29 protein-coding genes and 2 pseudogenes are annotated in these 26,042 nt (G+C 60.7%); 20 read left to right on the top strand and 11 right to left on the bottom strand.

What is annotated here, in order from left to right:
• Positions 1 to 419: 419 nt before the first annotated feature.
• On the bottom strand, positions 420 to 659 hold the full coding sequence (locus B5483_RS23380) for a hypothetical protein (protein ID WP_245829418.1): 240 nt from the start codon (positions 657 to 659) through the stop codon (positions 420 to 422).
• Positions 660 to 839: 180 nt separating this feature from the next.
• On the opposite strand from B5483_RS23380, the gene B5483_RS19810 reads away from it, so the two are divergent.
• The gene (locus tag B5483_RS19810) at positions 840 to 1,709 is read left to right on the top strand and encodes an exonuclease domain-containing protein (RefSeq protein ID WP_245829416.1); all 870 of its coding nucleotides are present in this window, start codon (positions 840 to 842) and stop codon (positions 1,707 to 1,709) included.
• 170 nt (positions 1,710 to 1,879) lie between these two features.
• Here B5483_RS19810 and B5483_RS19805 read toward each other — a convergent pair whose 3' ends face one another.
• On the bottom strand, positions 1,880 to 2,512 hold the full coding sequence (locus tag B5483_RS19805; RefSeq protein WP_054947596.1) for a TetR/AcrR family transcriptional regulator: 633 nt from the start codon (positions 2,510 to 2,512) through the stop codon (positions 1,880 to 1,882).
• A gap of 154 nt (positions 2,513 to 2,666) precedes the next feature.
• Between B5483_RS19805 and B5483_RS19800 the strand changes: the two genes are divergently transcribed.
• The 5 genes from B5483_RS19800 to B5483_RS19780 all read left to right on the top strand — a co-directional run bounded on the left by B5483_RS19800 (position 2,667) and on the right by B5483_RS19780 (position 8,790).
• Positions 2,667 to 3,584, top strand: coding sequence for a sugar phosphate isomerase/epimerase family protein (locus B5483_RS19800; protein ID WP_054947597.1), 918 nt, complete (start codon positions 2,667 to 2,669; stop codon positions 3,582 to 3,584).
• Entirely contained in the window at positions 3,577 to 3,981 is a 405-nt protein-coding gene (locus tag B5483_RS19795) for a C-glycoside deglycosidase beta subunit domain-containing protein (RefSeq protein ID WP_054947598.1), read from the top strand. Before B5483_RS19800 ends, B5483_RS19795 begins: the two co-directional genes overlap by 8 nt.
• A 78-nt stretch (positions 3,982 to 4,059) precedes the next feature.
• Positions 4,060 to 6,426: a TonB-dependent receptor gene (locus B5483_RS19790; RefSeq protein ID WP_054947599.1), complete on the top strand. Its 2,367-nt coding sequence runs from the start codon at positions 4,060 to 4,062 to the stop codon at positions 6,424 to 6,426.
• A gap of 79 nt (positions 6,427 to 6,505) precedes the next feature.
• Positions 6,506 to 7,453, top strand: coding sequence for an alpha/beta hydrolase (locus B5483_RS19785; protein WP_245829413.1), 948 nt, complete (start codon positions 6,506 to 6,508; stop codon positions 7,451 to 7,453).
• 2 nt (positions 7,454 to 7,455) lie between these two features.
• The gene (locus B5483_RS19780; RefSeq protein ID WP_054947601.1) at positions 7,456 to 8,790 is read left to right on the top strand and encodes a family 1 glycosylhydrolase; all 1,335 of its coding nucleotides are present in this window, start codon (positions 7,456 to 7,458) and stop codon (positions 8,788 to 8,790) included.
• A 255-nt stretch (positions 8,791 to 9,045) separates the two neighbouring features.
• Here B5483_RS19780 and B5483_RS19775 read toward each other — a convergent pair whose 3' ends face one another.
• Positions 9,046 to 9,264, bottom strand: a complete 219-nt coding sequence (locus B5483_RS19775) for a TolC family protein (RefSeq protein ID WP_245829411.1) — start codon at positions 9,262 to 9,264, stop codon at positions 9,046 to 9,048.
• A 51-nt stretch (positions 9,265 to 9,315) separates the two neighbouring features.
• Between B5483_RS19775 and B5483_RS19770 the strand changes: the two are divergent.
• The 3 genes and pseudogenes from B5483_RS19770 to B5483_RS19760 all read left to right on the top strand — a co-directional run.
• A pseudogene (locus B5483_RS19770) lies at positions 9,316 to 9,681 on the top strand (integrase core domain-containing protein); the annotation flags it as partial.
• Between the two features lie 211 nt (positions 9,682 to 9,892).
• The gene (locus B5483_RS19765) at positions 9,893 to 10,153 is read left to right on the top strand and encodes a CopG family ribbon-helix-helix protein (RefSeq protein ID WP_079731672.1); all 261 of its coding nucleotides are present in this window, start codon (positions 9,893 to 9,895) and stop codon (positions 10,151 to 10,153) included.
• Positions 10,150 to 10,449: a type II toxin-antitoxin system RelE/ParE family toxin gene (locus tag B5483_RS19760; RefSeq protein WP_079731671.1), complete on the top strand. Its 300-nt coding sequence runs from the start codon at positions 10,150 to 10,152 to the stop codon at positions 10,447 to 10,449. Before B5483_RS19765 ends, B5483_RS19760 begins: the two co-directional genes overlap by 4 nt.
• Positions 10,450 to 10,679: 230 nt before the next feature.
• On the opposite strand, the gene B5483_RS22965 is transcribed toward B5483_RS19760, so the two are convergent.
• Positions 10,680 to 10,883 carry a hypothetical protein gene (locus B5483_RS22965; RefSeq protein WP_139384082.1) on the bottom strand — a complete coding sequence of 68 codons (204 nt, stop codon included), beginning with the start codon at positions 10,881 to 10,883 and terminating at the stop codon, positions 10,680 to 10,682.
• A 301-nt stretch (positions 10,884 to 11,184) separates the two neighbouring features.
• Here B5483_RS22965 and B5483_RS19755 point away from each other — a divergent pair, with 301 nt between their 5' ends.
• The 7 genes from B5483_RS19755 (at position 11,185) to B5483_RS19725 (ending at position 14,611) form a co-directional block, all read left to right on the top strand.
• Positions 11,185 to 11,541 carry a DUF3768 domain-containing protein gene (locus B5483_RS19755; protein WP_054947604.1) on the top strand — a complete coding sequence of 119 codons (357 nt, stop codon included), beginning with the start codon at positions 11,185 to 11,187 and terminating at the stop codon, positions 11,539 to 11,541.
• Positions 11,541 to 11,741, top strand: coding sequence for a hypothetical protein (locus tag B5483_RS19750; protein ID WP_054947605.1), 201 nt, complete (start codon positions 11,541 to 11,543; stop codon positions 11,739 to 11,741). The genes B5483_RS19755 and B5483_RS19750 overlap by 1 nt, the downstream gene beginning before the upstream one ends.
• The gene (locus B5483_RS19745; RefSeq protein ID WP_079731670.1) at positions 11,738 to 12,058 is read left to right on the top strand and encodes a hypothetical protein; all 321 of its coding nucleotides are present in this window, start codon (positions 11,738 to 11,740) and stop codon (positions 12,056 to 12,058) included. The genes B5483_RS19750 and B5483_RS19745 overlap by 4 nt, the downstream gene beginning before the upstream one ends.
• Positions 12,059 to 12,273: 215 nt before the next feature.
• Positions 12,274 to 12,777 carry a DUF736 domain-containing protein gene (locus tag B5483_RS19740; protein ID WP_079731669.1) on the top strand — a complete coding sequence of 168 codons (504 nt, stop codon included), beginning with the start codon at positions 12,274 to 12,276 and terminating at the stop codon, positions 12,775 to 12,777.
• A gap of 155 nt (positions 12,778 to 12,932) precedes the next feature.
• Positions 12,933 to 13,373, top strand: coding sequence for a hypothetical protein (locus tag B5483_RS19735; protein ID WP_139384081.1), 441 nt, complete (start codon positions 12,933 to 12,935; stop codon positions 13,371 to 13,373).
• 591 nt (positions 13,374 to 13,964) lie between these two features.
• Positions 13,965 to 14,300, top strand: coding sequence for a single-stranded DNA-binding protein (locus B5483_RS19730; RefSeq protein WP_079731667.1), 336 nt, complete (start codon positions 13,965 to 13,967; stop codon positions 14,298 to 14,300).
• A gap of 59 nt (positions 14,301 to 14,359) precedes the next feature.
• On the top strand, positions 14,360 to 14,611 hold the full coding sequence (locus tag B5483_RS19725; RefSeq protein WP_054948186.1) for a hypothetical protein: 252 nt from the start codon (positions 14,360 to 14,362) through the stop codon (positions 14,609 to 14,611).
• Positions 14,612 to 14,706: 95 nt separating this feature from the next.
• Here the strand turns inward: B5483_RS19725 and B5483_RS23280 are convergent, their stop codons facing one another.
• Complete coding sequence (locus B5483_RS23280) at positions 14,707 to 15,042, bottom strand: hypothetical protein (protein ID WP_079731666.1); 336 nt, start codon at positions 15,040 to 15,042, stop codon at positions 14,707 to 14,709.
• Positions 15,043 to 15,515: 473 nt separating this feature from the next.
• Here B5483_RS23280 and B5483_RS19715 point away from each other — a divergent pair, with 473 nt between their 5' ends.
• Positions 15,516 to 16,517: a DUF2493 domain-containing protein gene (locus tag B5483_RS19715; protein ID WP_079731665.1), complete on the top strand. Its 1,002-nt coding sequence runs from the start codon at positions 15,516 to 15,518 to the stop codon at positions 16,515 to 16,517.
• A 495-nt stretch (positions 16,518 to 17,012) separates the two neighbouring features.
• A complete protein-coding gene (locus B5483_RS19710; RefSeq protein WP_079731664.1) occupies positions 17,013 to 17,576 on the top strand; it encodes a hypothetical protein in 564 nt (187 codons plus the stop codon).
• 84 nt (positions 17,577 to 17,660) lie between these two features.
• Here the strand turns inward: B5483_RS19710 and B5483_RS19705 are convergent, their stop codons facing one another.
• Together B5483_RS19705 and B5483_RS19700 are read right to left on the bottom strand one after the other, a co-directional pair.
• Positions 17,661 to 18,020, bottom strand: coding sequence for a hypothetical protein (locus B5483_RS19705; protein ID WP_176168136.1), 360 nt, complete (start codon positions 18,018 to 18,020; stop codon positions 17,661 to 17,663).
• 398 nt (positions 18,021 to 18,418) lie between these two features.
• Entirely contained in the window at positions 18,419 to 18,754 is a 336-nt protein-coding gene (locus B5483_RS19700; RefSeq protein ID WP_079731662.1) for a hypothetical protein, read from the bottom strand.
• Between B5483_RS19700 and B5483_RS19695 the strand changes: the two genes are divergently transcribed.
• Complete coding sequence (locus B5483_RS19695) at positions 18,753 to 21,158, top strand: type IV secretion system DNA-binding domain-containing protein (RefSeq protein WP_079731661.1); 2,406 nt, start codon at positions 18,753 to 18,755, stop codon at positions 21,156 to 21,158. The genes B5483_RS19700 and B5483_RS19695 overlap by 2 nt on opposite strands.
• Positions 21,159 to 21,161: 3 nt before the next feature.
• Positions 21,162 to 24,230 carry a MobF family relaxase gene (gene mobF, locus B5483_RS19690; RefSeq protein WP_079731660.1) on the top strand — a complete coding sequence of 1,023 codons (3,069 nt, stop codon included), beginning with the start codon at positions 21,162 to 21,164 and terminating at the stop codon, positions 24,228 to 24,230.
• On the opposite strand, the pseudogene B5483_RS19685 reads toward mobF, so the two are convergent.
• From B5483_RS19685 to B5483_RS19670, 4 genes and pseudogenes are all read right to left on the bottom strand, one after another.
• Positions 24,166 to 24,495 (bottom strand): annotated as a pseudogene (locus B5483_RS19685) (UPF0149 family protein); the annotation flags it as partial. The gene mobF and the pseudogene B5483_RS19685 sit on opposite strands and share 65 nt — an antisense overlap.
• Before the next feature lie 146 nt (positions 24,496 to 24,641).
• Entirely contained in the window at positions 24,642 to 24,863 is a 222-nt protein-coding gene (locus tag B5483_RS19680) for a hypothetical protein (RefSeq protein WP_079731658.1), read from the bottom strand.
• A 1-nt stretch (position 24,864) separates the two neighbouring features.
• Positions 24,865 to 25,152: an IS66 family insertion sequence element accessory protein TnpB gene (tnpB, locus tag B5483_RS19675; protein ID WP_139384079.1), complete on the bottom strand. Its 288-nt coding sequence runs from the start codon at positions 25,150 to 25,152 to the stop codon at positions 24,865 to 24,867.
• Positions 25,153 to 25,259: 107 nt separating this feature from the next.
• Positions 25,260 to 26,042: IS1634 family transposase (locus tag B5483_RS19670; protein ID WP_425435060.1), on the bottom strand; the 783-nt coding region annotated here is incomplete at its 5' end.

Raw genomic sequence — 26,042 nt, 5'->3', positions numbered from 1 at the left:
TCGGTGCCATCTCCATGTGTCCACCTCTTCCTTGGTGGACACATCCTTCACACCGCGTCACTCAACCGAACAGGTGCGCGGAATTTCGCGCTTACCGCCTACTTGGATTGGCGATGGTAACAGCCGGCAAACGTTTTCCAGGATAGGACATCACCATTACCGAAGAATGTGACCATATGCTCGGTAGATCGCAGCGGCGGTTGCTGCGCAGGATCTACAATGGCCGCACAGTTCCCATCATCGTCGATGGTCAGCCGTTTCTGAGCTACAAGGAGGCAAGCCGCCATCTTTTGTCTTTGGCGCCTGACGAGCGAGAGAGAGTCTACCTGGAAATGAAAAACAGCGCGGCCAGAGAGTAGGGTTTCAGGCTCGGATCGCGCTTATCCCCTTGGCGCAATGATCAATTCAGGTTGCGCCGATCAGGCACTGCCGGGTTCAGAAGGCAAATTGGCACAGATCGTTTCTGCAGCCGCGTTGGCTTGTGTGGCAAGCTCGCTTAATGCCTTCGCGGTGTCTCGCAGAAGACCGTCGCTGATTGGCCGCTCGCCATTGACGAACCGCCGGACGGCGCGCTCATCTATCCTGAGGCGTCTGCAAAAAGCTGTTGTCCCACCAAGAAGCTGGACACAGTAGGCGAAGTGATCCTGTCGATCTTGCATATCGGGCATCATAACTTGTCTTGCGATTGAGGCAATGTTGGCACGCTGTCATCATTCCGGCCATATCGAGGGCTTTGCAGATTCTCTCGCTTCGGTGGGGGGCCGTGTGAGGTTTTGCATGTCTCGTCCATTGCATCGGGCACCATCGCGCCGTGAAGGCCGAGCTGCTATGGGATCGCCATGAAGCTTTCTGAACCAAACGATCCCTTTGCTTCGGACGATGCGTCGATCGGCGAAAATCCGGACTTCGTCGTGGTCGACGTCGAGACATCCTGTGCGCGGGTCGGCAGCATCTGCCAGATCGGCATTGTCGGCTTTCGGGACGGACAAGAGGTTTTCGCTTACGAAACGCTTATCGATCCGCAAGATGAATTCTCCCCATTCAACATTGGCATACATGGCATTTCGCCGGTGCATGTTGCAGGCAAGCCAACCTTCAGCGGTATTCATGGCATCGTTGCTGAGCATCTGACCGGTCGGGTCACGGTTGCACATTCAGGGTTCGACAAGGGCGCCCTTGCTGCAGCCTGCCAGATCGGCAACCTACCCTATATCGAAACGACCTGGCTGGACAGTGTTCGCGTGGCCAAGCGGGCGTGGCCGCAGCTTCCCAATCACCGCCTCAACACGCTCGCCCAACATCTGAAAATCCACCACCGCCATCACGATGCGCTCAGCGATGCGCGGGCTGCGGGCGAAGTGATCGTCAGAGCGATCGAGGATACTGGTATCGACTTGCAAGGCTGGCTGGCGAAGCCCGCAAAACCCGGTAAAGCTCCGCGCGCCGCCGACACTGGCCCCCTGAAAGGCCATCGCATCGCAATCCTGGGCGAACGGCGGGATGGGGCCTTGGCCGAGCTTTTGGCGGCACACGGCGCACGCGTGGTTTCAAGGGTCAGCTCGACCACGACGATGCTTGTCGTAAGCACCCACCAGCCTTTCGGTTGCTGGGAGGCGGCGCAGGCAGAGCAACGCAAGGCTGAAAAACTGCGCGACGCTGGCGGCGAAATCGAGATCGTCACCGAAGCGGAATTGCGCGCCCGGCTTTGAGCGTGCAGTATAGGATGCTCCGCATATCCTGATCCGGTGACCGGTTCCGTTTGCCATGCTTGACCGTCACACGGACCTTGAGTTGCTGCAAAGGGGCCTTCGATGGCCGTGGAGGGCAACTCGAATGGATGGCTGCTTAATTCACATCGTTACAAATATATAACCGCAAATCAGGCAAGCAGGCGTAGCGCCTGTCGGACAACTTGCGGTGCCAGGTCATCCGGCGCCGGCTCCAACGGATGCGCACGGAGCATCGCGCGATTCGATTGAAGTGCGAAGCCGAAGATCGCGCTCCAAATCGTGGCAATGCGAACGGCGCGTTCCTCTTCGGAAAGATGCAGTGCACGGCGGGCGACTTCGCGGCGAAGTGACTGGAAGCCTAAGTCCTGCGCTTGGGCCAGTTCGGGTGAAAGCGTCGGCCGTACAAGCTCGCTCTCGTACATTAGCGTGAAGAGGTTGGGGTTCCCGCGCGCAAATCTGATGAACCCCATGAAAGTCTTGAACAGGGTGGTGTCCTCGCCCTTATCGGTTGGCTTGAGATCGGAATCGCCGACAGCGGTTTCATCGAACATCTGCCGGTAGCCTTCCAGTGCAACAGCGGTGAGCAGAGCTCGGCGATCCGGGAAGTGATGATAGGGTGCCGCAGAGGAGACTCCGACCTCTTCGGCCAGTCTGCGCATGGACAGGCCTTCATGTCCTTCGCGGATCACATAAGATACTGCCGCGGCCAGAAGCTCCGCCCGCAGGTCTTCACGATGTGACGGTTTTCCGCGCCTTTCACGGTTAAAGGCCTTTGTTCCCATGCCACACCTATGTGACCTTTTCTCCGCTTCCACAAGTGTGTCACCAGCTTATTAAGCGCCACTTAATTCGTTGCTTGCCACGAAATCGAGCAGCGCTTAATAAGGGGTCATATTAAGCATCGATCAATTGAGTCTGTGCGAGAGGGAGAGAGTGGTGGCAAGCTTCCGCTACGGTGTTTCGCTTTACAGCTACACTGATGACTTCGGGACGGTGATGACGCTGGATGACGCGTTTGAGCATGTCGCGGACACCGGCTCGACGGGTGTCGAGATTCTGGGCGAGACAACCGTGCCGCTATATCCTGAGCCGCCGGCAGCGTGGATGGACCACTGGTTCGCCCAGCTCGACCGTTACAAGCTTGAGCCGACCAATTTCGCCTGCTGGGTCGATACGCGTATCCAGATCGGCCGCAACATGAGCGTCGAGGAGGGCGCTGCCCAGATTGAGCAAGACCTGCGGCTGGCACACAAACTGGGTTTCAGGTTCATCCGCCCGAAATTCGGTGTGATCGACCACGAGCTGACACCCGATCCGATCTGGGAGGGCGCGGTGGAGCGCAACCTCGATCTCGCTGCTCAGCTTGATCTGGTGATACTGCCCGAAATTCATTCGCCAACGCCGATCCGCCATCCGGTTACTGAAGCCTATGTGAATTTCATTGAACGTACCGGCACGAAGAACTTCGGTTTGATGATCGACACTGGCATCTTTCAGGACCGTCCGATCCACAAATGGGGTGGCGGCGAGACGGAGGAGATCAAGAAGGGCGCCCTGAGTTTTCTCAACGGCATCAAGGTGCCGGTCGAACACCTTGAGGACGTGATTCAGTACGTGCCCTTTATCCAGGCGAAGTTTCACGATATTGACGAGAACCTGCACGACCACCAGATTCCGTGGGAGCGCATAGTGCCGATGCTGAAGAAGCTCGGCTACTCCGGTTATCTGTCCAGCGAATACGAGGGCGCGCGCGATCCGTGGGTCGCGATCGAGCAGGTCCGCCGTCAGCATGCGCTGATCCGCATGCTGGAAGATGAATATGACGCTGCCAACGCGGAGACGGCACATGCTTGAACGCTCCCATATCCAGAGCACGGGCTTTCGCAACTTTGGCCCAGAGAATGCAAGGGCCGGCTTCGAGGTGCGCATCCGCCAGGCCAACTACCGGTCCTCGCGTCTCAGCCTGATTGAAGGTGTCGACATTACCGTCGATGGCATACTCTACCCGGCCGAGAACAATCTATTCCGGCTGGGCGAGCATGAATACACGCATGCTGAGCTTGACGACGCGACAGAGACCCGGCTCTATGTGGGCGACTACTTTACTGTCGTCGTGCCAAAGCCCGGTGGCCTGGCGCGAGGCGTACATCTGGTCGGTAGTGCCATCCGATATCGACACCCTTATTTCCCGCCGGAGTTCCAGCCGGTGATTGTCCGCAACGAACGCCATGCAACGATTATCATGCCCTGATTGAGGGGACTGCCGGATGCGCGGACCGGCCAGGCAAGAAGAAGACATCCGCGGAAATGTTCAGAGGAGGAGAGATTTATGAAGTCAGTCAAGAAGATACGGCTCGTGCAGTCGGCGTCTATTGCCGCCATTGCGCTGTATTCATCCATGCCCGCATTCGCGCAAGAACAGCGGCCTGAGGAAGGTGCGATCGGCGACATCATCGTTACTGCCCAGCGCCGTAGTGAGAACGTGCTCAAGGTTCCGGTCAGCGTGACCGTCGTGAGTTCGGACCAGCTTATCCAGCGCGGCGCAAACGATCTCTCCGCCGTGACGAAGCTTGCCCCCAGTCTGCAGGTCGCGCAGGATAACACATTCTCGGTACGCGGCGTCGGTACCGCTACTTTTGCCAACACGGTCGAAGCAAGCGTCTCGCAAGTGGTCGACGACGTGGTGCTGGGTAATCGCGAGTTTGCGTCGAACGCGTTCTATGACGTTGCACGCGTAGAAGTGCTGAATGGGCCGCAGGGGCTGCTTTTCGGCAAGAACGCCTCGGCCGGTCTCGTCAACATAACCACCAACAAGCCGAAACTGGGCGAGATGTCGTTCAGCGCCGATGGCGAACTGGTGCAACGCGAACGTCCGGGCGACAACGGCACCGGCTATCAGTTGCGCTCGACACTGAATTTGCCGATGGGGGACAGGGCCGCCCTGCGCTTCAACGCGATCTACAGCGATCAGGACCCGATTACCGTCTCGAACGTAAATCCCGCCGTGCGTAATGACCTCGGTCTGAAAAATGTGGGCCTTCGCGCCAAGTTGCTGTTCGAGCCGACTGACAACCTTTCGATCTACGTCATCGGGGACTACAACCTCCAGCGTGGCATTACTGGCCGCTACGACATTACCTTCCGCGAATTCGGGTCCGGCAGCCAATATCCGGCCCGCGGTCTTGTCGCAGGTGAGGATAACCTTAACTTCGCAGCAGAAGCACCCAATTATCGCGACAGCGGGACCGGTGGAATCCAGGCCAATATTAGTCTCACATTCCCGAATGGCATGGAACTGAGCAGCATCAGCGCGTGGAAGGAGGCGAAGAGTAACTATCAGTTCGATTCCGATCAGACGCCCTTCAACTTCTTCAGCTACAACAGTTCCGACCAGAAGTATGATCAGTACTCGCAGGAGTTGCGCCTTGCGTTGCCCAGCGGCAATCCACTTTCGGGCCAGTTCGGCCTGTATTACTTCCACTCCAGCTCCACGGCCGATGGCTTCCGCGGCGGTAACAACGGCGTGCCGGATTTCGTGGCGATAGGCTTCCCGTTCTGTATCGGCGCAACGGTTACGGCCGGTCCGCCGCCGGCGTGCGGCGTCAGCAACACTTCCTTCCTCGGGCAGGACTATGACTACCGACTGAAGCAGAACAGCTATGCCGGCTTCGGCCAGCTGAGCTACCAGGTGACAGATACGGTCAAGCTGACTGCCGGCGCGCGCCTGACTTATGAAAAGGCGCGGATCGCGCTGCAGGAGAACTTCGGTCAGTACTTCGTGACTCTGGGCGTGCCCCAGAACGTATCTAACGAAAGCACAGACGCCACCGATCTCAGCTACAAGGTTGGCGTTGACTGGCAAGCGACGCCTGACCTCATGGTCTATGGATTTTATGGCGAAGGCTTCAAGGGACCGGGCTTCTCGAATACGTCACCCGCGCCGAATGCCGAGCTGGCGGTGCGGCCGGAGATTTCGCGCGGGGGCGAGCTGGGCGTCAAGGGCAAGGCGCTTGATGGCGCCGTGACGTTCAGCCTGTCGGGCTTCTACACCAAATTCTACGACCTGCAGGTTCAGGCCTTCGTCCAGTCGCTTCGCACGTTCGTGCTGAGCAACGCGGCCACTGCCACGACCAAGGGCGTTGACTTCTCGTTCCAGGCACATCCTTTCGACGGACTGACCCTCTCCGGTTCGGCGGCTTACGTCGATGCCAGGTTCAATGACTATCCGGGCGCCCAGTGCTTCCCGACGCAGACGACGGACGGCTGCAAGGCCGACATCAATTCGTCGCTGCCTGACTTCGTCGGTACGTTCAACGCCAAGGGATACCGGTTGCCGCTTTCATCGCGCTTCACCGCAGCGCTTGGCGCGGAGTATGCCGCTCCGATCTCGGATTCCCTCGAAGCGCAGTTCGGGGTCGGCTACTATCACCGTTCGCCGCAGTCGGGGGGCATCGGCGCGGCATTTACTATCCCCACCTGGGATACGATTGACCTGCGCGCGGGCCTGAAGGCCAACAACTGGACCATCAGCCTGTTCTGCAAGAACTGCACAAATGAGGTCCGCCCGATCTCGATCGGTTCGGATGGCGGCGACGCCAACCCGGTTGGAACTGCCGATCCAGTGCTGACGCTCAATCAGCGCTTCAGCTTTGATTCGGTCCGAACCATCGGAGTGCGCGCCGGGGTCAATTTCTGACGCCTGTGAACGGAGCAGGGGCCGCCGAGCTGCGGTGGCCCCTGCGGCTCTCGATTTGTGCAACGCCAATCCGTTGTTGATGAAGAAAAGGATGCGTCTGATTCGTTACCGCAAAATCCGGCTGGCACTGACTGGCGCTTGCCTGGCCGTTCTGGCCCCTTTGTCTGGCGTCCAGGCGCAGTCCGGCATTCCGACTGAAACGGTTGCGGCTCCTGCGCAGCCCAATACCGTTGTCCTGCCAACGGCCGAGAAAGTTGATCGCGAGATCTGGCATCTGAACGAAACCGGCCGCTATGCCGTTCGCAACGTGACACAGCCGACGCTGACCGCGTTCCGGCCGGTTGGCAAGCCTTCTCCTGCAAGCGTGATTATCGCGCCCGGCGGTGCATTCCTCGGCCTGGAGATGGACAAGGAGGGCTGGGAGGTCGCCCGCTGGTTCGCCAATCATGGCGTGACTGCCTTTGTCCTGAAATATCGCACTTTGCCGACGCCACCGGATCAGAAGCTCTTCGTGAGCGAACTCGACAAGATGATTTCCGGACAGAAGAGCGTTCTTTCTCCGCCGTCGGACACGCCGGCCCAGGCGCTGGCCGATGGACTGGCCGCGCTGCGCTACGTGCGCCACCATGCGGCAGAATACGGCATCGTTCCCAGTCGTGTGGGTTTTATGGGATTTTCCGCCGGTGGTTTCCTGTCCCGCAGCGTCGTCGAGAAGGGCGCGGCCGACAAGCCTGATTTCGTTGCACCTATTTACCCGAACATGGGGCCGATGGTCGTCCCGGCCGATGCCCCACCGATGTTTGTTGCCATTGCGGCCGATGACTTCCTTCTCGCTCGCCAGACGGGTCTGCCCTTGCTGGAAAGCTATCGTGCCAAGGGGAAGTCGATTGAGTTTCATCTGTTCTCATCGGGCGGCCATGGATTCGGTGCTGGCCCTGTGGGCTCACCTGAAGAAAGTTGGTTGGACCTGATGTACCTCTGGATGCGGACACAAGGGCTGCTCACAATGCAGAACAAGGATAAGTGAATATGATCGATCGTCGCAGCCTCATCGCATCAGCAGCCGCACTCGGCGCGACCGCGGCGATTGACGGCACTGCGCTGGCTCGTGCCGCAAAGCCGCGACCGGTCGATCCCCACTTCCCGCAGGGCTTCCTGTGGGGTGCCGCCACGGCTGCACACCAAGTGGAGGGCAACAACCTCAACGCCGACTTGTGGGTGATCGAAAATGTGCCCGGTACGATCTTTGCCGATCGGTCAGGCGATGCCGCCAACAGCCTCGAACTGTGGCCGGTCGATCTCGATCTCGTGAAAGGCATGGGCCTGAATTCCTATCGCTTCAGTCTTGAATGGGCACGGATCGAACCGGATGAGGGGTATTTTTCCAACGCCATGCTCGATCATTACAAGGCGATGATCGACGGTTGCCGCGCGCGCGGGCTCAACCCCGTTGTCACCTTCAACCACTTCACCACGCCGCGCTGGTTTGCGGCGAAAGGGGGCTGGCACAATCCTGAATCTCCTGCGCTGTTCGCGCGATTCTGCGAACGTGCCGCTCGACATCTGGCCGAGGGCATTGCCCTGGCGACAACTTTGAACGAGCCCAATCTTGCCGGCGTGATTGGTGAGATCCTGCCGCCGGAGCTCCTTGCCGGGGATCGCGCTACGCAGGAGATGGCGGCGAAGCAGCTCGGAGTGCCGCTCTATACGCCGGGAGTCACGCTCTATGTGAAGGACCCCAAGACCTATCGTGCCAACATGATGGAAGCCCATCGCCGGGGCACGGCTGCGATCAAGGCGGTGCGCAGCGATCTTGATGTCGGCGTAAGCCTTGCGATCCTTGATGACCAGGCCATCGGCAAGCACTCGATGCGCGATACGATCCGCGAGCGGTATTATGGTGAATGGCTGCGTCTCGCCGCCCGGACCTGCGACTTTATCGGCGTGCAAAACTACGAACGCAAAGTCTGGAACGACAAGGGCGCTTTGCCGCCTCCGGCCGATGCCCGCCTTAATGCCGGGGGGGCGGAGGTCTGGGCGGGCTCGCTCGCAGGTGCGGTAAGCTATGCTTGGGAAGCCACCAAGTTGCCGGTCTACGTGACCGAGCACGGCGTCAACTCAGACGACGATGGGCTGCGTCAGTGGCTGATTCCTGCCGCACTTACCGAACTCAAGCGTGTCATGGATTCCGGTGTTCCGGTGCGCGGCTACTTCCACTGGTCTCTGATCGACAACTTCGAATGGGGCTTTGGATATCACCACCGTTTTGGTCTGCATTCCTTCGATCGTGAAACCTTTGAGCGCACTGCAAAGCCTAGCGCAGCTGTGCTGGGGGCGATTGCGCAGAGCAACAGCCTGTCGTGATCTGGCATTGAATTGGCACTACCGACTGCGAGCGCGACCCATCGCCAAGTGAACAGTGGCTGTCGCCACCCTTGAAAAGCTGCGTGGGCGCGTCTGTCCGTTTGGGCATGATCGTGCACCTGCTGGTTCTGTCATCGGTCGGTATGAGAAGTCCTGCAGCGTTCAAGAACCTGCCGGAAGATCACGGTGCCCGCTTCATGTATAGTCCACCCCCTCTACGGGGCACCATTGCTCTACGACCTTTCACTGGATCTGCTACTGCAGGTCCAGGCGAAGCGCACTTGCGTCGGCTGTTGCCGCGGCGAGCTCTGCCCGGTCGGCTGCGATCCTTGCTCGGGCTTCGATCAGCTTTATCTCCGCATTGGTCGCGCTTTCCTCGCGTTGATTTACAAGGAAGAAGTCGCTGGAGCCAAGGTCGAAGCGACGCCGCTCGGCGCTGGCCAGTTGCTCTGCCAGAGTGCGTTCCCTTTCCATTGTTTCGACCAACTAGCCAGCGGTCTCCTGTGCCAGCGCCAGCAGCGATTGATACTCTCGGACAATGGGCCCAGCTATGTCGCGGGCGAACTGACCGCCTAAATCGAGGCGCAGTCCATGAGCCATGTGCGCGGCGCCCCCTTCCATCCCCAGACCCAGGGTAAAATCGAACGCTGGCATCAGACCTTGAAGAACCGCATCCTGCTGGAAAATTACTACCTGCCCGGCGATCTCGAAGCACAGATCGAGGCGTTCATCGAGCACTATAACCACCAGCGCTACCACGAGAGCCTGGGTAATGTGACGCCTGCTGATGCCTACTTCAGCCGCGACCGGCAGATCCTCGCCCAGCGAGCCGCCATCAAGAAACAGACCATCGAACATCGCCGCTTGCAGCACCGCAAGCTTGCCGCCTAAAAGCCAACCCAAGACGAGGCCCGCTCTCCGTTACCGCGCCACCAAATTTGCGCCAAATGTTTCGACGACGGACACGGAAGAACACCGTCATCCGCCCTGCCGCGAGCCCATGGCTGCGCTGCTTTTCGACCACTCCAGGTTCACAGGCTGACTAGAAGACACAGGCGGGCAGTTGTGTTACGATGTACACAACTAGTCAAAGGAGCGTGAAATGGGTGCCAGTACGACGATGACGATCCGGGTGACCACCGATCTCAAGGAGAAGCTCGGCCGCCTCGCACAGAATACGCGCCGCACAAAGTCCTATCTCGCAGCCGAAGCCGTCGAGGCTTATGTGAATCGCGAATTGCAGATTATTGAGGGCATCCAGCGGGGGCTTGCCGACATGGAGGCGGGCAGAGTGACGCCGCACAAGGAAGCGATGGACCGGATTGACGCCGCGATCACGGCCGCAGGCAACAATGCTGCATGAGGATTGTGCAGTGGTCGCACGACGCGCTCGATGATCTGGAAAAGCAAGTCGTCCATATTGCAAGAGACAACGTGGCTGCCGCGCGACGGGTCGCGAAACGGATACGCGAGACCGGCGATGACTTGGGCAAGTTCGCGACCGGCCACCCTGGCCGTGTCAGCGGCACCTACGAGAAATCTGTCAATCGGCTTCCTTACATCGTCGCCTATGCGCTGAACGACGATGATACGGTGCTGACGATACTCCATGTCATCCACACCTCACGCAACTGGCTCCCCGGCGATTGGCCAGAATGACAAAAGATGAACCGGTTAATTTTCTCCGCGTCGCCTTCTACGATCAAGCGCTCAGCCGCACTCAGCGGACCTTCTTTTAATTAACGGCGGATCGAGGCCTTGCTTTCCCGTGCTTGCGCCAGATCACTAGCCTTGGGCACGTTGAAATCGTATCCAGCACACGCCATCTGGTGCGGGCACGCGCTCCAAAATGGATTGGAGCAATAGAAATCTCCGAGATCGTAGTAGGCTTAGGGATCGTCCGACTTACGGGCGATGGCGTCATGGTCGATGAGTACCGCCGCCATGTGCGCCATATGGTCGGCCTGGGCGATCGAGGCCGCCAGACGCGTCGGGCGGTGCGAAGGCAATGCATCGTCGCCATCGCCGATGCCTGTCCCCGACATCGAGTAGCCCTCGACACGCATGACATATCTGGCAGCGGGACTTTCCACGAGCCATTAGCCCAGATCAATCGGTTCCTCGATGTCGTCGCCCGCCGGCGAGGGGAAACCGGCAGGGACCCTGACCGCCAGGGACATGAGTTCGCAAGGCGAACATTCAACCGACACATCGTGAAGGCGCAGCGCAGCAAAGCACTTCAAACCGGATTCGAATGAACAGACGATCCGCCTGTATAGCAGGCGGGAACATAATGGGAGCATGCAGCGTCGACCTGGCGCCGAACTGAACCTGTCCACGGCCGGAAAAGCGAAGGGGGAGGGGGCGAGGTGCAGCAACCAAAAGGAGCCGGACATGCTCGCACCTTCCCTCAGCACCACCGAAACCATCGCCAAGCTGAACGATCGCGTACGGCAAGGCCTCGACTGCCAGGCTAGGATTGTCATCACCGCCAACCTCCTGGCGCAGGTCAGCGATGGCACGCCGCGCAGCCAGATCATCGCCCAGGCCAAGGTCCTGCGCGCCGTCCGGAACTGCACGTTCAGCAGCGACAGCCCCGAACGAGACCTCGCCTTCTTCGAAGTCGACGGAAAGCGGGCTTGCTTCAAGATCGACTACTACGATCTCGCCCTTGAATATGGATCTGACGATCCGGCTGACGCCTCGGTCACCCGCCGCGTCATGACCATCATGTCGCCGCAGGACATGTGATGCGACCGACCAGGCCCGCAACCCTTGCGACCAAGCGCCGCATCGACAACGCCTTGCAGTTGATGCGGCAGGCCCGCAAACTGCTCAGGGAGGCCGGCTGCGCCAAGGCCTCCCTGAAGATCAATTCCGCCATCAGCAGCGCCGAAGGTGCCCGTCGTCATTGTGACCGCAGGCCGATCCACGAAGGAGCCGCGATATGAGCCGCTACGAACTGCAAACGAGACGCGGATCCGGCGCCAGCTTGGCATCGATCGGATGGGATCGCCCACTGCAGACGTACTTTGTCCAGGTCCACAGGGTGGAAGACGACGAGGAAATCGCGTTCATCAGGCAAGGCACCGTCTTCCAGGAACTCCCAAACCCCGCAGATGCCCTGCGATTGATGGAACCGTACTGCGATGCACCCGATGACCTCGCCAAGCGCCTCGAGATTGACCGCCTCCAGACACTCGCAGACGGAGACGGTCCTGCTCAGATCGCCGCGAAGGACTTCATCTCGCGCGCGCCTCGGCGCTGATCCGCAACAAACGGCTTCAGACCTACGCCATGTGCGTGATCCGGCTGCGTGCCGCCTCTTCCTGACCCCTCCAGTCTCTGCCCTGACGCTCGCCCCTTCGGGGCCGAGCGGATGGCGCGCGTGCGCGCGCTGCCGGGCCCGAAGAGGCCCGGGGGAGGAGGGGGAAGGGGACTGGTGGTCCGGACAGTGGGTTCGGACGCATCAGGAGACGTAGCATGAGCACGAACATCGGCACGCTGAAGGCCAACGAAGACGGCATCCACATCGGGCGTATCGCCACCCTGGGCTTCAGCGCCCTGATCGCCCTTCGCGAAGTCAACTCGAACAATGAACGCGCGCCCACCTTCGACGTCATGGGCCTCTCGCCCGATCGCCGGACCTGGGTGAAGATCGGGGCCCTGTGGGAATACACCGCCAACGGCACCGGCGAGAGCTTTCTGTCAGGGCAGGTCGACGATCACACCCTGGAAAAGCCCCTCCCGCTGGCACTCTTCCGGCAACAGGACGGCTCCTACAACGTGAGCTGGCGCCGCCCGCAGACACGCCGGGCTGCCCCGGCTCTGGGCAACGAGGCCCTGCCGCCGATGCCTCTCGCCGGCGCCGACGAACCCGTCGACGGGACCGGTGAACCGGTCGGCGACGGCCTTGGTGACAGCACCGCTCCGGCACCGTCCTCGCGCCGCAAGGCCGCCGCTCCGAAGGAGGACGTCCCGGCCTAAGCATCTCGAACACCGGCGTTACCCCCCCGCGCCGGTGGAAGGCCCGCCTTCCTCTCCCCTGGGAAGGTGGGCCTTTCTTTTTGCTGCCTGCTTCTGCGCCATCATCGCACGAAAAGGCGAGGGGGAAGCAGGCGGCATCAAATCAGGAGATGAAGATGCCCTACTACATCGAAATCGGCGCAGCGCCGTGGAACGAAGACTGCGCCCAACTTGGCCAAACCCCGGACTTCGCGACCATCAATCGTCTCGAGGTCGACGCGTACCGCGGGGCCATGATCGCCGCCTACGGCCCTCCGCCCAAGGGCATTACGTTCGCCATCCGGTCCAACCCCCACGATTTCGGGACCTACCGCGAACTGGCCGTAAAGGTTGACAAGAACGACTTCGAAGACGCCACCGCTGCCGAATACCTCGACAAGCTCGAAAACGGTCTGACCTCCTGGATCAGCGCGGGGTTCACTGCTCCCGTGAGCTACCTTCCCGGTGCCCAGACCAGAAAAAACGCGGCCAATGTCAACGATCTTATCCGCAGCGCCAAGATGGTCACCAGGCCCATGTCGGACGGCAGATTCTTCCCGGCTTCAAACTCAACCTAAGGCGGATGGGCAACACCACGCACCGCCCGTGGACATCACGCCACGACACGGGCGAGCACGCGCATCCCGTACACAAGCCTCGCGGCCGCCCCAGCCCATGGGCCGCAAAGTTCGCGCGGGCGAGGCCCTAACACGTGGCTGCGCACGCCCATGCCTATGCCGCGCGCGATCACAGCGAGGAATCGCGGGCACAGAGCCGGCCAATTGCGAGGTCAGAACCCCCCGACCTTGCCGAAGGCGAGCACGATCGGTCGCGATCACGTCGTCGATCCTTCAGCGAAACCTGCCAGGCAATCACAGGCGAGGGAGCCTGAACACAAACGGCTCTGACCACGGTCGTCGATGCCTGTTCGCTGGACAGCCTCAGAAAGCTCGGCGGAACCGACCGCCTTCGCCAGTGCCCCCTGCCCCCTGCCGGTCCCCTACCCAACCCCGGCGTCCCGGGCCGTGTTGCCCGCATTCCGCGGGCTGCCCGCACCACCCCGGTCCTTAGGGGTTCCCCTTCGCTTCGCTGCGGTGGGTAGGCGCCCGCCCGGGGGCTCAACAGGGGCACCGGCGGACGGTCCGCCGAGGCAGCTGGAGACCTACGAAATGAACAACGTCAACCTGGTCGGGCGCCTTGCCAAGGACCCCATCGCCCGCGACTTTAGCGACACCCGCATCACCGAAGTCATCCTCGTGACCGAACGCCCCCGCATCCGCGACGGCAAGGTCGAGAAGGATCCCGAAACCGGCTACCCGGTCAAGGACGCCGAGTTCCACAAGGTCACCATCTTCAACGGCATGGGCATGGGCGTGCGCAGCCACAAGAAGAAGGGCGACGTGCTCGCGATCAACGGGCGCATCCACTACAGCCGCTGGAACGATGGCGAAGGCCAGACCCGCTACGGCTGCGAGATCATCGCAGGGGAAGTCGAGTTCCTCTGACCCGTGAAGGGCGGCGCGAAGCGCCGCCCTTTCGCTATCGCTCAAGCAGGAGACCCGAGATGGACCTCTTCGACATTACTTCGCAGCGCACCGTCGAAGCCGCCGCCCGCCGTCTGGAATCGCTCGAACGCTTTGCTGACCGGCGCGACGACTTCCTCGCCACGATCGACCTCGATGCCCTCGATCGGGAGGCCGCCTACCGGATCTTCGCCGCCGACGAGGCGGTCATCGTGGAACTCGCTTTAGGTCACCTCTACATCGCCCACCTGGTCGACATGGACGCCATGCGCGCCGAGCTTTGCATCCACTGATCCACGACTGTCCTTTGGGCGCCAGGCACTGCCTGGCGCCCTCATTGCCGTACCAATCCTGGATGGGCGGATCGGTCCCACGTCGACGCGATACACTAGGAGGCATCCCTTGGCGCAGGATGGTGCTGCATGGCTTCGTCGACACGATGGCGCACCTTCCAAACGAACTCGCCTCCCAGCTGCCGCCAACAGAAAGGTGCCGACTTACAGCGTGCCGATGAAAACGGCGGCCCATATGAAACCACCATCGAGGTCTCATAGCATTTGAATCGACGCTGCTCCTCCTTCGAGAAACGCCCGCCCTCCCATTCCACCTCTTCCAGCAAGAATGTCGCCGCACTCAAAGCGTGCCGAAAATCCAAGGCGCTCATCATCAGCCGGTCGTGCTGGAATTTCAGGTGTGACTCAGGGGAATGCCTCGGCTTGCTCATGCCAAGGGAAGGGGTGGGCACATCACGCTGAAGCGTGACCGGGCTCTATTGCGCCAGGCCCGGCTTCGCCCTGGCCCTGCCAGGGCTGCAGGCGGACCACGCTCCACCGAGCCAGCCTGCAGCCGTCTCGGCCCTTCGGGTCGCGATCCCTTGTGCGGGTAGCCGCGCCCGGAAGCGGCAGCGATGCCCCGCCCTTGCGTATCGGGTGCGGACAAACCTCAAACCAATATACTCTCACTGTTAGTCCAAGTTTGGCGCGCGGGCCTGGCCTCGGTCAAGGATCCGCGGTTCCCCCAATTTTCACGACGCTGCGCGCCGAGAAAATCGGCTCCCCCGCGGCCCGCTCGCGCGGCGTTAAGCCGGGTCCTGCGCTTTCGCTCCGGCTTTCCAGCTTAACGTCTCTGACCTCCTGACCACCGCGCTCCTGATGATGAGGGTCATCAAGAAGATGACGAAAAAACGAAAGGCTTAGCATGACCAGGTTCACTTCGTTCGCCGATCTCGCCGGTATTCTCGCCAACGACCGCATCGCCAGGGCTGCAGACAACGAAGTCCACGCCGCGACCTATGACGGTGCCTTCATCGAACACAGCGAACTCGCCAAGCTCTCGATCATGGCCGAACCCGAGGCGAGCGAAATGCCCGATCCGGACATGGCCCGCGCGGCTGTCGAACTCGCCGTCGGCACGATCTTCGACGTCTTTCGCGGCACCCGCATGGAGGAATTCGCGCAGCAGATCGTGTGGGGCTTCGTCAACTCATTCCACATGACCGCCCGCATCGCCGAGGGTCGCGAGGACGATGCTGCCAAGAAGCTGGGCGAACTGGCCCGCTACAACGACAACTCGGAAATCCATGCCGTCGAGATGGAGGACACGCAGCTCCTTTGCCGCACCTTGCAGGGATGCCGCGAAGCTCTCGAAGCCATGCGCGATCACGCTTCGCAGGTGTACCGCGTCGAGACCGGGAAACCCTTCACCGCCACGCGCGGCTCGCAGGTTTCCCGCACCAGCGCAACCGCCTCGCAGATTGCAGCGCGCGACTTTCTTGCGGCCCGCAACCGCCAGCGCAACGAAGACCACGCACCGACCGGGCCCATGGTCGTCGTGTCGGGCGGGCAGGTCTGGCACGACCATGAAATGCTCTGGGATATCCTCGATGACATCAAGGCACGCATCCCCGAAATGGTGCTGGCCACGACCGGTATGCGCAAGGGCGTCGACGCCATCGCGACAGGGTGGGCCCAGGCGCGCAAGGTGAAGTCGATCGCCTTTGTCCCCAACAGCGCGCACGGCAACGCAGCGCCCTTCAAGCGCAACGAAAACCTCGTGCGCCTGCGTCCGGTCGAGGCCATCGTGTGCGAAGGTTCGGGCATCCAGTCCAACCTCGCGCAGCGTCTTCGTGCCGCGGGTGTGCCGCTGCATGTCCGCCGCATCGCCGACCAGCGCCCTGCACCGCGCAGCAGTCGCGCGTAAGCGCCAAGCGGGAGGCTCGGGCCCCGGCCCGGGCCTCCCGCTTCTTTCCGTTGTGCTGAAGCGCGGCTCAGGGGCATCGAACCCCTTCGCCGCGATCAGGATATGCCCTGCGGTCAGATCAAATAGGGGGCAGGGATCCGCCTGCCGGATCCAGCCATCGCAATGCCTTGCCTACTGGGAGCTTCCATCCTGGTCGAGAGGTTGCGGAGCAAGCGGCGAGGGCGGTTGCCGGCGCGCCAGTCCCGCGCTGCCCGCGGCCCTTGGGCCGCTTCGCAGCGACGGTCTGACTTGCCAGATCACGGCCTGGCCGATGGGCCCCGCACCTTTGCCGCGTTGCGGCCCGGTGCCAAGCCCACCGGCGCGCCTGCGATGCGCCTGATCGGGAGGTCGCGGCGCGAGAGACGACGGGCGTTGATCGATCTCCTCACGGGCCGGGATCCAACGCCAAAAGGGGAGGGGGAAGGGGAAAGATGAGCCAGCTGCAGGAGTAAGGACATGCTGACCATCTTCCGTATCATCGACACGCAGACGCCCCTCGCTTCAAAGCCTGAATGCATACCCGCATATCAACTCGCGACGATCGCAAACATGCTGATCGACAACGGCCTCATCGCCGATCTCGACGAAGGCGAAATCGAAGGCACCGCCTGCAACTTCGAATTCAATCCGAGCTGCTTTTCCCTCGCTCAGTTTGCGACAATCTTCGTCGGGAATGATGCCGCGCTCAAGGTCGTCGAGGAGGCTCAATATCATGGTCGCTCGGTTCGCATATCGGATCATGACGTCCCCGGCCGAACGATGATTTCGGTCAGCCAACATCTCGCGGTATCGCCAGACCTGGCGATGTCCCAAGAGCGCGCCAAACGTGTCCACGACTGCCTCGGCATCAACAACCGCGTGACACGATCTCTCCCTTTAATCGAGATCCAGCATCGCCTCGCAGAGCCGATGGTCATCGAACTTTTCAAAGAGCACGACCTGATGACCACCTACGAATTCCTCGTGCGGATTTGCTCTATCGATTGCGGCAACGCCACACCATTGCTGGCCTGGGATTAAACCTCCCCCTTCCGGTAAATCTTTGGGCGCCTGGGCATTGCTCCGGCGCCCGATTTTTTGCCACATGCTCCTGCGCCTCTTGCGTCAGGTTGCCTGGAGCAATTCAGGTTGACCGACCTTGGCGCCAGGCTTCGCCGCCGCCTTCGGCTCCGCTTCGCCAGCGGCGGTCTCAAGAACCTCGATTGCCCTCTTGGGCTTCATCGAAACGGCCATGCCCAGGAGCGCAATCGACTGTTCGATTCCCACCTTCCTGACGAGCTTGTGAAGTTCGCGCTCGGTCTCTTCGCGCTCCATCTCCTGAAGCCTTTTCTTGCGTTCTTCCAGCTCCGCTTCGGCTTGCTGGATCGCTTCACGTTCCCGATCAATCTTCGATGCCATTTGGTTTTCACCTTTCGACGTTTCCGGCAGCACCATGGTCACCGATTTCGCGTCGGATTGCGACACCGAATTGCAGGCAAATTTCGTCTAAATCCCGATGGATATCTGACCACCATGACCCGGCATTTCACTGTTCCAACGGCCGTCAGCCGCGGGGCCTTCAGTCCCTTGGCAAGACCAGCCTCGCGGCTGATCCGGTCACCACAGGTGACCCTGACGGCCTTCATGAAGGCAGACCCGAGGAAGCCGGGACACGACCTGGTCTCAGTCCCTAAGAGTAGCACACCCTATACGGCTGCGCCGTGGCTTTTCCTTTTGTTATCAATGCGATCCCATATGATACCACGGTATCAAATGGGATCAAAATGCCTGTTTCTCAGATAAGCGACATAAATCAACTACTTGAGTGGTAATTCCTGATCCCGCGTTCTCAATGGACACCGCTTCGCACGGTGCGTAATATGCTACTGCGATAACCGAACCAGGTCCCACAGCCAGTGGGACTTGTTATGAATAGAACTTCTGTCAATCAGCAGATCGGCGTCAGAATGCCAGCGGACCTGGTCGCGCTGGTGGATCGTGTCGCGCACCTTAAAAATTGTGATCGACCGCAAGCCATTCGGGAGATCATCGCGTTTGGCGCCCCGCTTCTGATTGAAGGCAGAGGCGTCAACCTCAGTCGTGTCCTGTTCACGCTCGAAATCCTTGTCGAGGATTGCATCAAGCGAACCCTCACCGGCGGTCAGGATGATCTGACCACGCTCCTCAAATCCGCTCAACGCAATGTCGAGCAGCACCATGTTTAAGCGCCGCGCAGAAGACATCCGCTTCAGCAAGAAAGCGGCCACCCTCGAGCATCATTCTTCACGCGGCGAGATTGTCCGAAATGCGGGCACCTTTACGCGCGGATCGCAACTGTTCTCGCACGAAGTCTCGATGACATGGGCGGGCATCCGGGTGCCCCTTTTCACATGGATGGCAACGTCCGCAACGCTCTTCACGATCATCATGTTCTTCTACTTCAAGGAGCACGAGATGCAGCTCGTGCTGATGAAGATCTACGCGCAATTGTGGGGCTGGATTTCACTCAATCCCATGAAGGAGGTGCACCTCACCTTGCCCGACAATTCCGTTGTCGTGGGGCGCATGGCGTGGGTCCCGCATCACCCGGCCGTGGTCTTTGCCTGGTCGAAGTTCATGCACCTGATCGCCGCCTCGGGCATGGGGGCTGTCTTCATCTGCGCGCCGCTCACGATCTGGTTCATCGACTACTCGCGCAAGCGCGGATCGGATATCCTCAAGGAACGTCACGAGCGCGGCTCGCTCCTCATCGCCCGGGCCGAGCTGGATGCCCAGATCAGGGCCTTCAACACCAAGTCCTTCATCGAAGAGTGCGCGCGTCGTGACCCAGAAGTCGACCCCGCCGAAGTCCTTGGGATGCCGCTCAAGGACCGCATCCGGCAAGGCTTCCATTCGCCCTACCAGATTGCAACGCTTCCCTGTCCCTGGCGCCTGGAACAGAGCCACGCCATGCTCATCGGCACCACCGGCGCCGGCAAGACCACAGAGCTCAAGAAGATCGTCACGCAGGCCCGCGCGCGCGGGCATCGCTGCGTCATCTTCGACCTCACCGGATCGTTCATCGAAAGCTTCTTCAATCCGAAGACGGATTACATCCTCAACACGATGGACACGCGCTGCCAGCCCTGGACCATCTTCACCGATTGCGGCAACTATTCCGACTTCCTCTCGGCCGCCACGGCGCTCATTCCCAGTGGCCGCAACGCCGAGGACGACTTCTGGCAAAAGGCCGCGCGCACCCTCTTCGTCGAGATGTGCATGAAGCTGATCGAGAAGGGCGCACTTTCCAATGGGGCTCTTGCCCATCACCTGATGCAGGCTGACCTGAAGCGCATCAGCGAGGAGCTTGAAAACACTGTCGCGGCGCCGCTCGTCGCGACGCAAGCTGCCAAGATGGCTGAATCGATCCGTGCGACCTTCAACACCCACGCCAACGCCCTGCGGTTCATTCCTGATCCTCTGCCCGGTCAGGAGGGATTTTCGATCAATAGCTGGATGGCGGATACCGAAAACGAAGGCTCGATCCTGTTCATCTCCTCGAACCATAACGACCTCGTTCTCAACCGTCCGCTCCTGACCCTCTGGATGGACCTGTCCGTCAACGCCCTGTTCCGGATCGGACGCACGCGAAACCTGCGGACATGGTTCCTTCTCGACGAGGTTCATGCGCTGCACCGCCTGCCGGCGATCGAACATGGCCTCCAGACCGCGCGTGCCGTTGGCGGGGCATTTGTTCTGGGCATCCACTCGTTCGCGATGTTGGCGGAAACCTACGGCGAGAACGGGGCTGTCGGTCTCACCTCGCTTGCCGGCACCAAGCTCATTCTGAAGACCTCTGACCTCGATACGGCGAAGCGCTGCTCGGACTTCATCGGCAGCCGCGAAGTGCGCCAGATGGATGAGGCCTACAGCTACGGCTACAACAACACCCGCGATGCCTCGACCATCACGCCGCGCAAGGAAGTCCAGCATCTCGTCATGCCCGACGACATCAAGGACATGCCGGCTCTCCATGGCTTCGTGAAGTTCCCCGACGGGTTTCCGGCGGCAAGGATCAAGCTCACCTGGAAGGACTACCCGGCTGTCGCCGAGGGCTTCTTGCGCGTGACCAGGATGCGCGCCTCAGAATATGTGCCCGACGAGGACGAAGATGAGGATTCAACCAAGGGCGAAGAGGGCCGCGAAAGCGATGGTCCTGCCAACGAGGATATCCCGATCGCCAAGCCTGCGGACGGCGAGCGCCATCCCGATGGAGATCCCCTTGAGGGCAAGACCGACGCGGAAGTTCAAGCAGAGCAACTCGCCCAGCAATTTCCGCGCGCGCCGGCCAAACCAACCGACGTCAATTCCCACGCGGACAAGATGCACAAGACTGGCTTTGCCGCCCTCCTTGAGCCCAAACAGACCGATGACGGGAAGGAGGATGAACCCCGGCATGGGACCATTCATGCTGCCGACGCAAACCGTCCCCGGATCACCGACCAACGGCAGGACGCGAAAGCTCCCGGCAAGGGCAGGGACCCAGACGAAAGCCTGATCCTCAAGGAACAGCGCATGGGCATCGCAGCCGTGCAGGAAATCCGCGAGCCCGACGCCTGCGACGACTTCGAGCCGGAGATCTAAGCCATGCTCTCCGTTGCAACCGTGAAATCCGCAGGCGGCGCTGCCGCCTATTTCGGCAAGGACGACTACTACACCAGTGAGCATTCCTCCGAACTGTCCGCCTGGGCGGGGAAGGGCGCCGAAGTGTTGGGGCTGTCGGGGGAGGTCACTTCGGCGGCCTTTGAGGCCATCCTCAACGGCGAATTGCCGGACGGCACGAAGGTCAACCAGGTCGCCAACCGCCAGGTTGGAACGGACCTCACTTTCTCGATGCCCAAGTCCGCGAGCGTGATGGCCTACGTCGCCGGCGACAAGCGCATCCTCGAGGCACACCTGGCTGCCGTCAAAGCCACCATGAAATGGGTCGAGAAAACCCTTGCCGAGACGCGCGACTATTCTCGCAACCGCAATGGCGAACCCGTCAAGACGGGAAATCTCACTTACGCCATCTTCCAGCACGACACGAGCCGCAAACTCGATCCGCAAGGGCACCTCCACGTCGTCGTCGCCGCGATCACGCAGACAAAGGACGGCAAGTGGCAAGCGCTGTGGAATTCGCCGCTGTGGAAGAACAACACCCTGATCGGTGCTGCCTACCATGCCAGGATGCGCGAGGAACTTGGTAAGCTCGGCTACCAGACCGAGATCACCGGCAAGCATGGCCAGTTCGAGATCAAGGGCGTGCCTGCCAATGTCCTCGAGGCCTTCAGCCAGAGGCGTGAAGAGATCCTGGCGAAGGCCGCGCAAATCGGCGTCAGTTCCCCCAAAGGCCAGGACAAGGTTGTCGTCAATACGCGCGATGCCAAGCTGAATGTCGAGGACCGTAGTGCGCTGCGAAAGGAATGGCAGGCAACGGCCGCGAAGATTGGCTTCGATGGCAAGGACCTCATTGCCAGTGCACTTGAACGTTCAGGCTCCACGACGGAAAAACCGATCGGTTTCATCGCCAGGGTTCACGAGATCGTATCTTCCGTCCAGGGGACGATCGGCGCCTATTTCCAGCCCGCCGATCCACTCCTCACCAACGGTCTTGCCCGGGTCCTGATTTCCCCTGAGCAATTGCGGACCGAACTGGCCGTAGCTTCGGCGATCCGTCAACTGGGACAGCGCGAAGCCGCCTTCCCGAAGGGTGACATCCTCAAGACTGCTCTCAATTACGGCCTGCAGGGCGTCACGATCGATCGTGCGGAGCAAAGGATGATGACCCTGATCGAGAAGGGCCAACTCATCCCGGGGGCCTCACATCGGCTCGACGGCGAATTTACCCACATCACCACACCCCAGCACGTCGCACAGGAGCGCAAGCTGCTCGCCGGGATCGACCTTGGCCGGGATGCCAGCACTTCGATCATGGCGGGGAGTGACGTCAGCGAGCGGCTGAAGGCGATCCCCAGCGAACATGCGCCGAGCGCAGAGCAACTCGCAGCCACCACGCTTGCGCTATCGACCAGCGACCGCATCGTCCTGATCCAGGGCGTCGCCGGTGCGGGAAAAACCACGCTTATCAGCGGCATCAAGACCCTCGCTGCCGAAGAGGGACGGGAAACGGTCGGCCTCGCGTTTGCGAACAAGATGGTGAGCACGCTTAGGAGCGAGGCCGGGATCAAGGCCCAGACCGTTTCCAGCTTCGTCAACGCCCATCTCAAGGGGGCCCTGGCCGGGCAGGACGAGGCCTACGAGCAATCGCGTGAAGAGCTTGCCGGCAAGGTCTTCGTGCTCGACGAAGCCTCGCTGGTCTCGAACGAGGCCATGAACAACCTGGTCACGATCGCCAACACTTTCGAGGTCGATCGCCTCATCATGGTCGGCGACTTCAAGCAGCTGCAGTCGATCGATGCCGGCAAGGCCTTTCACCTCGTGCAAAGTCACGAGCCGGCGATGGCCACGCTGGCCATCAGTCAGCGCCAGAAGACCGAGCACATGCAGCAGGTCGCCGCTCTCAGCCGTGCAGGCAAGTTCAGGGAGGCCTTCGAAGTTCTTGGTCCGCGCGTGCAAAGCGAAGGCGACCGGTATCTCGAGAAGGCTGCCGACAAATGGCTGGCTCTCAGCGGAGAGGAGCGTGAGCGCACAGCGTTATACGCTTCAGGGCGGCTCGCCCGCCGCGAACTCAACAAGCTCACGCAGGATGGCCTCAAAGCTGAAGGCTCCCTTCTGGGCGAAGGGTTGACCCTGACCACGCTCGAGAAAGTCAACACCACGCGCGAGGAGCTGCGATACCAGCAGACTTACGCGAAAGGGCAGGTGCTCGAGGTGGCGCGCAATACCGCGCGTAATTCCAGGTCGGGAGGGCTTGCCCGCGGCCGCTACGACGTGCTGGATGTCAACGCCAAGGGGCAGGTGATCCTTCAAACCGGGAAGGGCATGAAGTTCAGCTTCGATCCCCGGAAAATCGATCCAACCGACAAGTCCGATGCCCTGCAGCTTTACAGCACGGAGCAAGTCACCCTCTACGAGGGAGATCGGATCATCTGGGGCGCCAATGACAAGCCGCGCGGGATCGACAACGCCGACCAGGCCAGGGTCCTCTCGATCACCGACACGCACGTAAAGGTCGAGAACTCCAGTGGCCAGGTGCTCGAGATCGACCGCTCCGACAAGATGCTCGAGCGTCTCGGTCTCGCCTACGCCATCAACATGCACCAGGCGCAGGGCATGACCACCGACAAGGGCATCGGCGTCCTCCATTCCGCCGAAACCAACCTTGCGACACAGCGCCTCTCCTACGTCATGATGACGCGTGTGCGCGAGGACATCGAGATTGTCACTAACGACAGCGACCGACTGATGGAAACCATCTCGCGCAACGCCGGTGACAAGCTCAGTGCGCTCGAAATGAACGGTGAAAAGGTCATCTCCAATTCGGCCAGCAGCGTCCACGTCAGAATGGGGTTGAATCATGGAACGGGCGGAGGCGCCGGTCTCGGCATCGATCCGGGAAAGGCTGGCTTCAGTCCGACCATTCCCGGCGAACTCGTTGCAGCATCGAAGAACGACGCAAGCCTTGCGGCCGCTGGTTTCGCGGAGCATCTCAAAGTCGGTGAGCCAGCCAAGGACGTCGACCTTCCTGAACGCAACATCGAACGTAGCAGGTGAGGATCTGCGCCTCGCCATTCGCTATGGTGTGGAGCTTTGCTATCCCCTTGAGCCCCGCCTTGGAACTAGCGTCGTCGCTGGCGGCAATGCGCCGCCACCCGTCCGGGGCGAGGTTCATCGCCTGCATGAAGCCTTCGATCCACAACTCCCAAAAAATGTCGTCGTTCCTGGTGTCGATATCGAACAGCGGCTCATAGCTGCCCGGTTGGGCCAGTGAGGCCAGGACCTCATTGTAACGCCGCATGATGAGGTCAAAGATGTGTTGCCAATCCTCTGTCTTCTCCTATTTCGCCAGTCCCGCCCTGTCATCACCGGCCCAGATGGTCGAGTTCGTCAAGATAGGAGGGTAGGTCACTCATGCGGCTGCTTCCCTATCTCAAGCGGCAACCCAGCGTCCAGATTTCGGGACTGTCACAAAAGTGGGGGTAGGTCTGATTTATCCGAGCGGATTGGCGCATCAGCGAGCATCCGGTTGATGTGAGCGCTGCGCAAGGTGATGACGGCCTGCGCGCCTTGTGCGGACCAGCGCATCTGCTGAGACTTGTCCATCCGTTTGTTGACCAGGGAGTTCGCAAGGCTTTCGGTGGTGGCTGTGCCGATCGGCTTGCCGGCCCGATGTCTGTAAGCGCGCATTTCATAGCACGCGCTTACGGTATTGCCGCACCGGGTGAGGAACCATCGCGTCAATATCAATCCCATCGAGCAGCCATCGCAATTGCTCGGCGGTGAGCGCCACCACCGTTTCCGCACGCCGGGGCCAGCGGAACTTATCCTGCGTCAGCGCCTTCAACACCAATACGAACCCAGACCGGTCAAAGAACAGAAGCTTCATCCGGGTCCGACGCCGGTTGCAGAAGGCGAACGCCGCGCGCTCGAACGGATTGAGACCCATCGACTGCTCGACCAGGATCGCAAGACCCAAGTTCAACAGTACTCTAAAAATAAGATCTGTTGTTCAATAGGTTATGAGTGCGCAAAAGTTTGTTTGCACTACATTTGGGGCTTTGAAGGTGGGCTCTGGTAGAGCCGCTATGAATTGCGAGTTCCAGCTGGAAGGGCAATGCCTGCGGCCTGGAAGGCACTGCCAACCTGTCCGGTGACATGAGTGCGGGTGGTTATGCTCCTGCCGTCCTTTTCGATGGTCACCTGCTGGAGGCGGTCGAGGTCATTGATCAGCGGCTGCCATTCGGGCTGGAAGCCGTGTGCCTCACACAGGCGCATCAGTTCCTTGGCGAGCACCAGGGCGAGGAAGGTGCAGTAGACATGGCCGCGGATGGCAGCATCGGTCTGATGGTAGATCGGGCGCGTGTCGAAGGTTGCCTTGGCCTTGTAGAACAGGCTCTCGACCTGGAGCAGATCCCGGTAGCGGATGACCGCCTGCAGGGCCGTGATTTTGGCGTTGGTGGTGACCACGCTGATACCGTCGAAGCAGGTCTCCTCGGCGAGCTTGCCGGCATCGATTTCGAAGGCGGCGCCAGTGCTGGCCTTGCGCAGGTATCGCTTGAAGGCGCCATTGCCGAGCAAAGCCTTGTCGCCCTTCTTCAGGTTCTTCTGCAGGCTGTCGATGACCTGCTGCCGGTCGGCGCGCGCCTTTTCGGCCTCGGCCTCGTTGTAGGTGACGATGAAGCGCCGGGCATCCTTGCCCTTGCCGATCTTCACTTCCTTGACCCATATCTGGGTCTCGCCGTGCCTGCGCTCGAGAACAAGCGGCACCATCGCCGTCCTGTCGAGATCGAGTACGATCTGGCGGACCACGCTGCTCGTGCGCTCGCGGGCGCCGAGGATGTATTCCAGCCCCCGCGCTTCGAGCGC

Source organism: Novosphingobium mathurense (assembly GCF_900168325.1).
Taxonomy (GTDB): Bacteria; Pseudomonadota; Alphaproteobacteria; order Sphingomonadales; family Sphingomonadaceae; genus Novosphingobium; species Novosphingobium mathurense.
Note: the sequence above shows the minus strand (reverse complement) of the source record. Positions and strands in the feature narration are given on the sequence as shown.

Excerpts from the sequence above, each read along its gene's own strand:
- B5483_RS23380 (WP_245829418.1), bottom strand. The coding sequence starts at position 659 with ATGCAAGATCGACAGGATCACTTCGCCTACTGTGTCCAGCTTCTTGGT.
- B5483_RS19810 (WP_245829416.1), top strand. The coding sequence starts at position 840 with ATGAAGCTTTCTGAACCAAACGATCCCTTTGCTTCGGACGATGCGTCG.
- B5483_RS19805 (WP_054947596.1), bottom strand. The coding sequence starts at position 2,512 with ATGGGAACAAAGGCCTTTAACCGTGAAAGGCGCGGAAAACCGTCACAT.
- B5483_RS19795 (WP_054947598.1), top strand. The coding sequence starts at position 3,577 with ATGCTTGAACGCTCCCATATCCAGAGCACGGGCTTTCGCAACTTTGGC.
- B5483_RS19790 (WP_054947599.1), top strand. The coding sequence starts at position 4,060 with ATGAAGTCAGTCAAGAAGATACGGCTCGTGCAGTCGGCGTCTATTGCC.
- B5483_RS19785 (WP_245829413.1), top strand. The coding sequence starts at position 6,506 with ATGAAGAAAAGGATGCGTCTGATTCGTTACCGCAAAATCCGGCTGGCA.
- B5483_RS19780 (WP_054947601.1), top strand. The coding sequence starts at position 7,456 with ATGATCGATCGTCGCAGCCTCATCGCATCAGCAGCCGCACTCGGCGCG.
- B5483_RS19775 (WP_245829411.1), bottom strand. The coding sequence starts at position 9,264 with ATGGAAAGGGAACGCACTCTGGCAGAGCAACTGGCCAGCGCCGAGCGG.
- B5483_RS19765 (WP_079731672.1), top strand. The coding sequence starts at position 9,893 with ATGGGTGCCAGTACGACGATGACGATCCGGGTGACCACCGATCTCAAG.
- B5483_RS19760 (WP_079731671.1), top strand. The coding sequence starts at position 10,150 with ATGAGGATTGTGCAGTGGTCGCACGACGCGCTCGATGATCTGGAAAAG.
- B5483_RS19755 (WP_054947604.1), top strand. The coding sequence starts at position 11,185 with ATGCTCGCACCTTCCCTCAGCACCACCGAAACCATCGCCAAGCTGAAC.
- B5483_RS19750 (WP_054947605.1), top strand. The coding sequence starts at position 11,541 with ATGCGACCGACCAGGCCCGCAACCCTTGCGACCAAGCGCCGCATCGAC.
- B5483_RS19745 (WP_079731670.1), top strand. The coding sequence starts at position 11,738 with ATGAGCCGCTACGAACTGCAAACGAGACGCGGATCCGGCGCCAGCTTG.
- B5483_RS19740 (WP_079731669.1), top strand. The coding sequence starts at position 12,274 with ATGAGCACGAACATCGGCACGCTGAAGGCCAACGAAGACGGCATCCAC.
- B5483_RS19735 (WP_139384081.1), top strand. The coding sequence starts at position 12,933 with ATGCCCTACTACATCGAAATCGGCGCAGCGCCGTGGAACGAAGACTGC.
- B5483_RS19730 (WP_079731667.1), top strand. The coding sequence starts at position 13,965 with ATGAACAACGTCAACCTGGTCGGGCGCCTTGCCAAGGACCCCATCGCC.
- B5483_RS19725 (WP_054948186.1), top strand. The coding sequence starts at position 14,360 with ATGGACCTCTTCGACATTACTTCGCAGCGCACCGTCGAAGCCGCCGCC.
- B5483_RS23280 (WP_079731666.1), bottom strand. The coding sequence starts at position 15,042 with ATGAGCAAGCCGAGGCATTCCCCTGAGTCACACCTGAAATTCCAGCAC.
- B5483_RS19715 (WP_079731665.1), top strand. The coding sequence starts at position 15,516 with ATGACCAGGTTCACTTCGTTCGCCGATCTCGCCGGTATTCTCGCCAAC.
- B5483_RS19710 (WP_079731664.1), top strand. The coding sequence starts at position 17,013 with ATGCTGACCATCTTCCGTATCATCGACACGCAGACGCCCCTCGCTTCA.
- B5483_RS19695 (WP_079731661.1), top strand. The coding sequence starts at position 18,753 with ATGTTTAAGCGCCGCGCAGAAGACATCCGCTTCAGCAAGAAAGCGGCC.
- B5483_RS19700 (WP_079731662.1), bottom strand. The coding sequence starts at position 18,754 with ATGGTGCTGCTCGACATTGCGTTGAGCGGATTTGAGGAGCGTGGTCAG.
- mobF (WP_079731660.1), top strand. The coding sequence starts at position 21,162 with ATGCTCTCCGTTGCAACCGTGAAATCCGCAGGCGGCGCTGCCGCCTAT.
- B5483_RS19680 (WP_079731658.1), bottom strand. The coding sequence starts at position 24,863 with ATGCGCGCTTACAGACATCGGGCCGGCAAGCCGATCGGCACAGCCACC.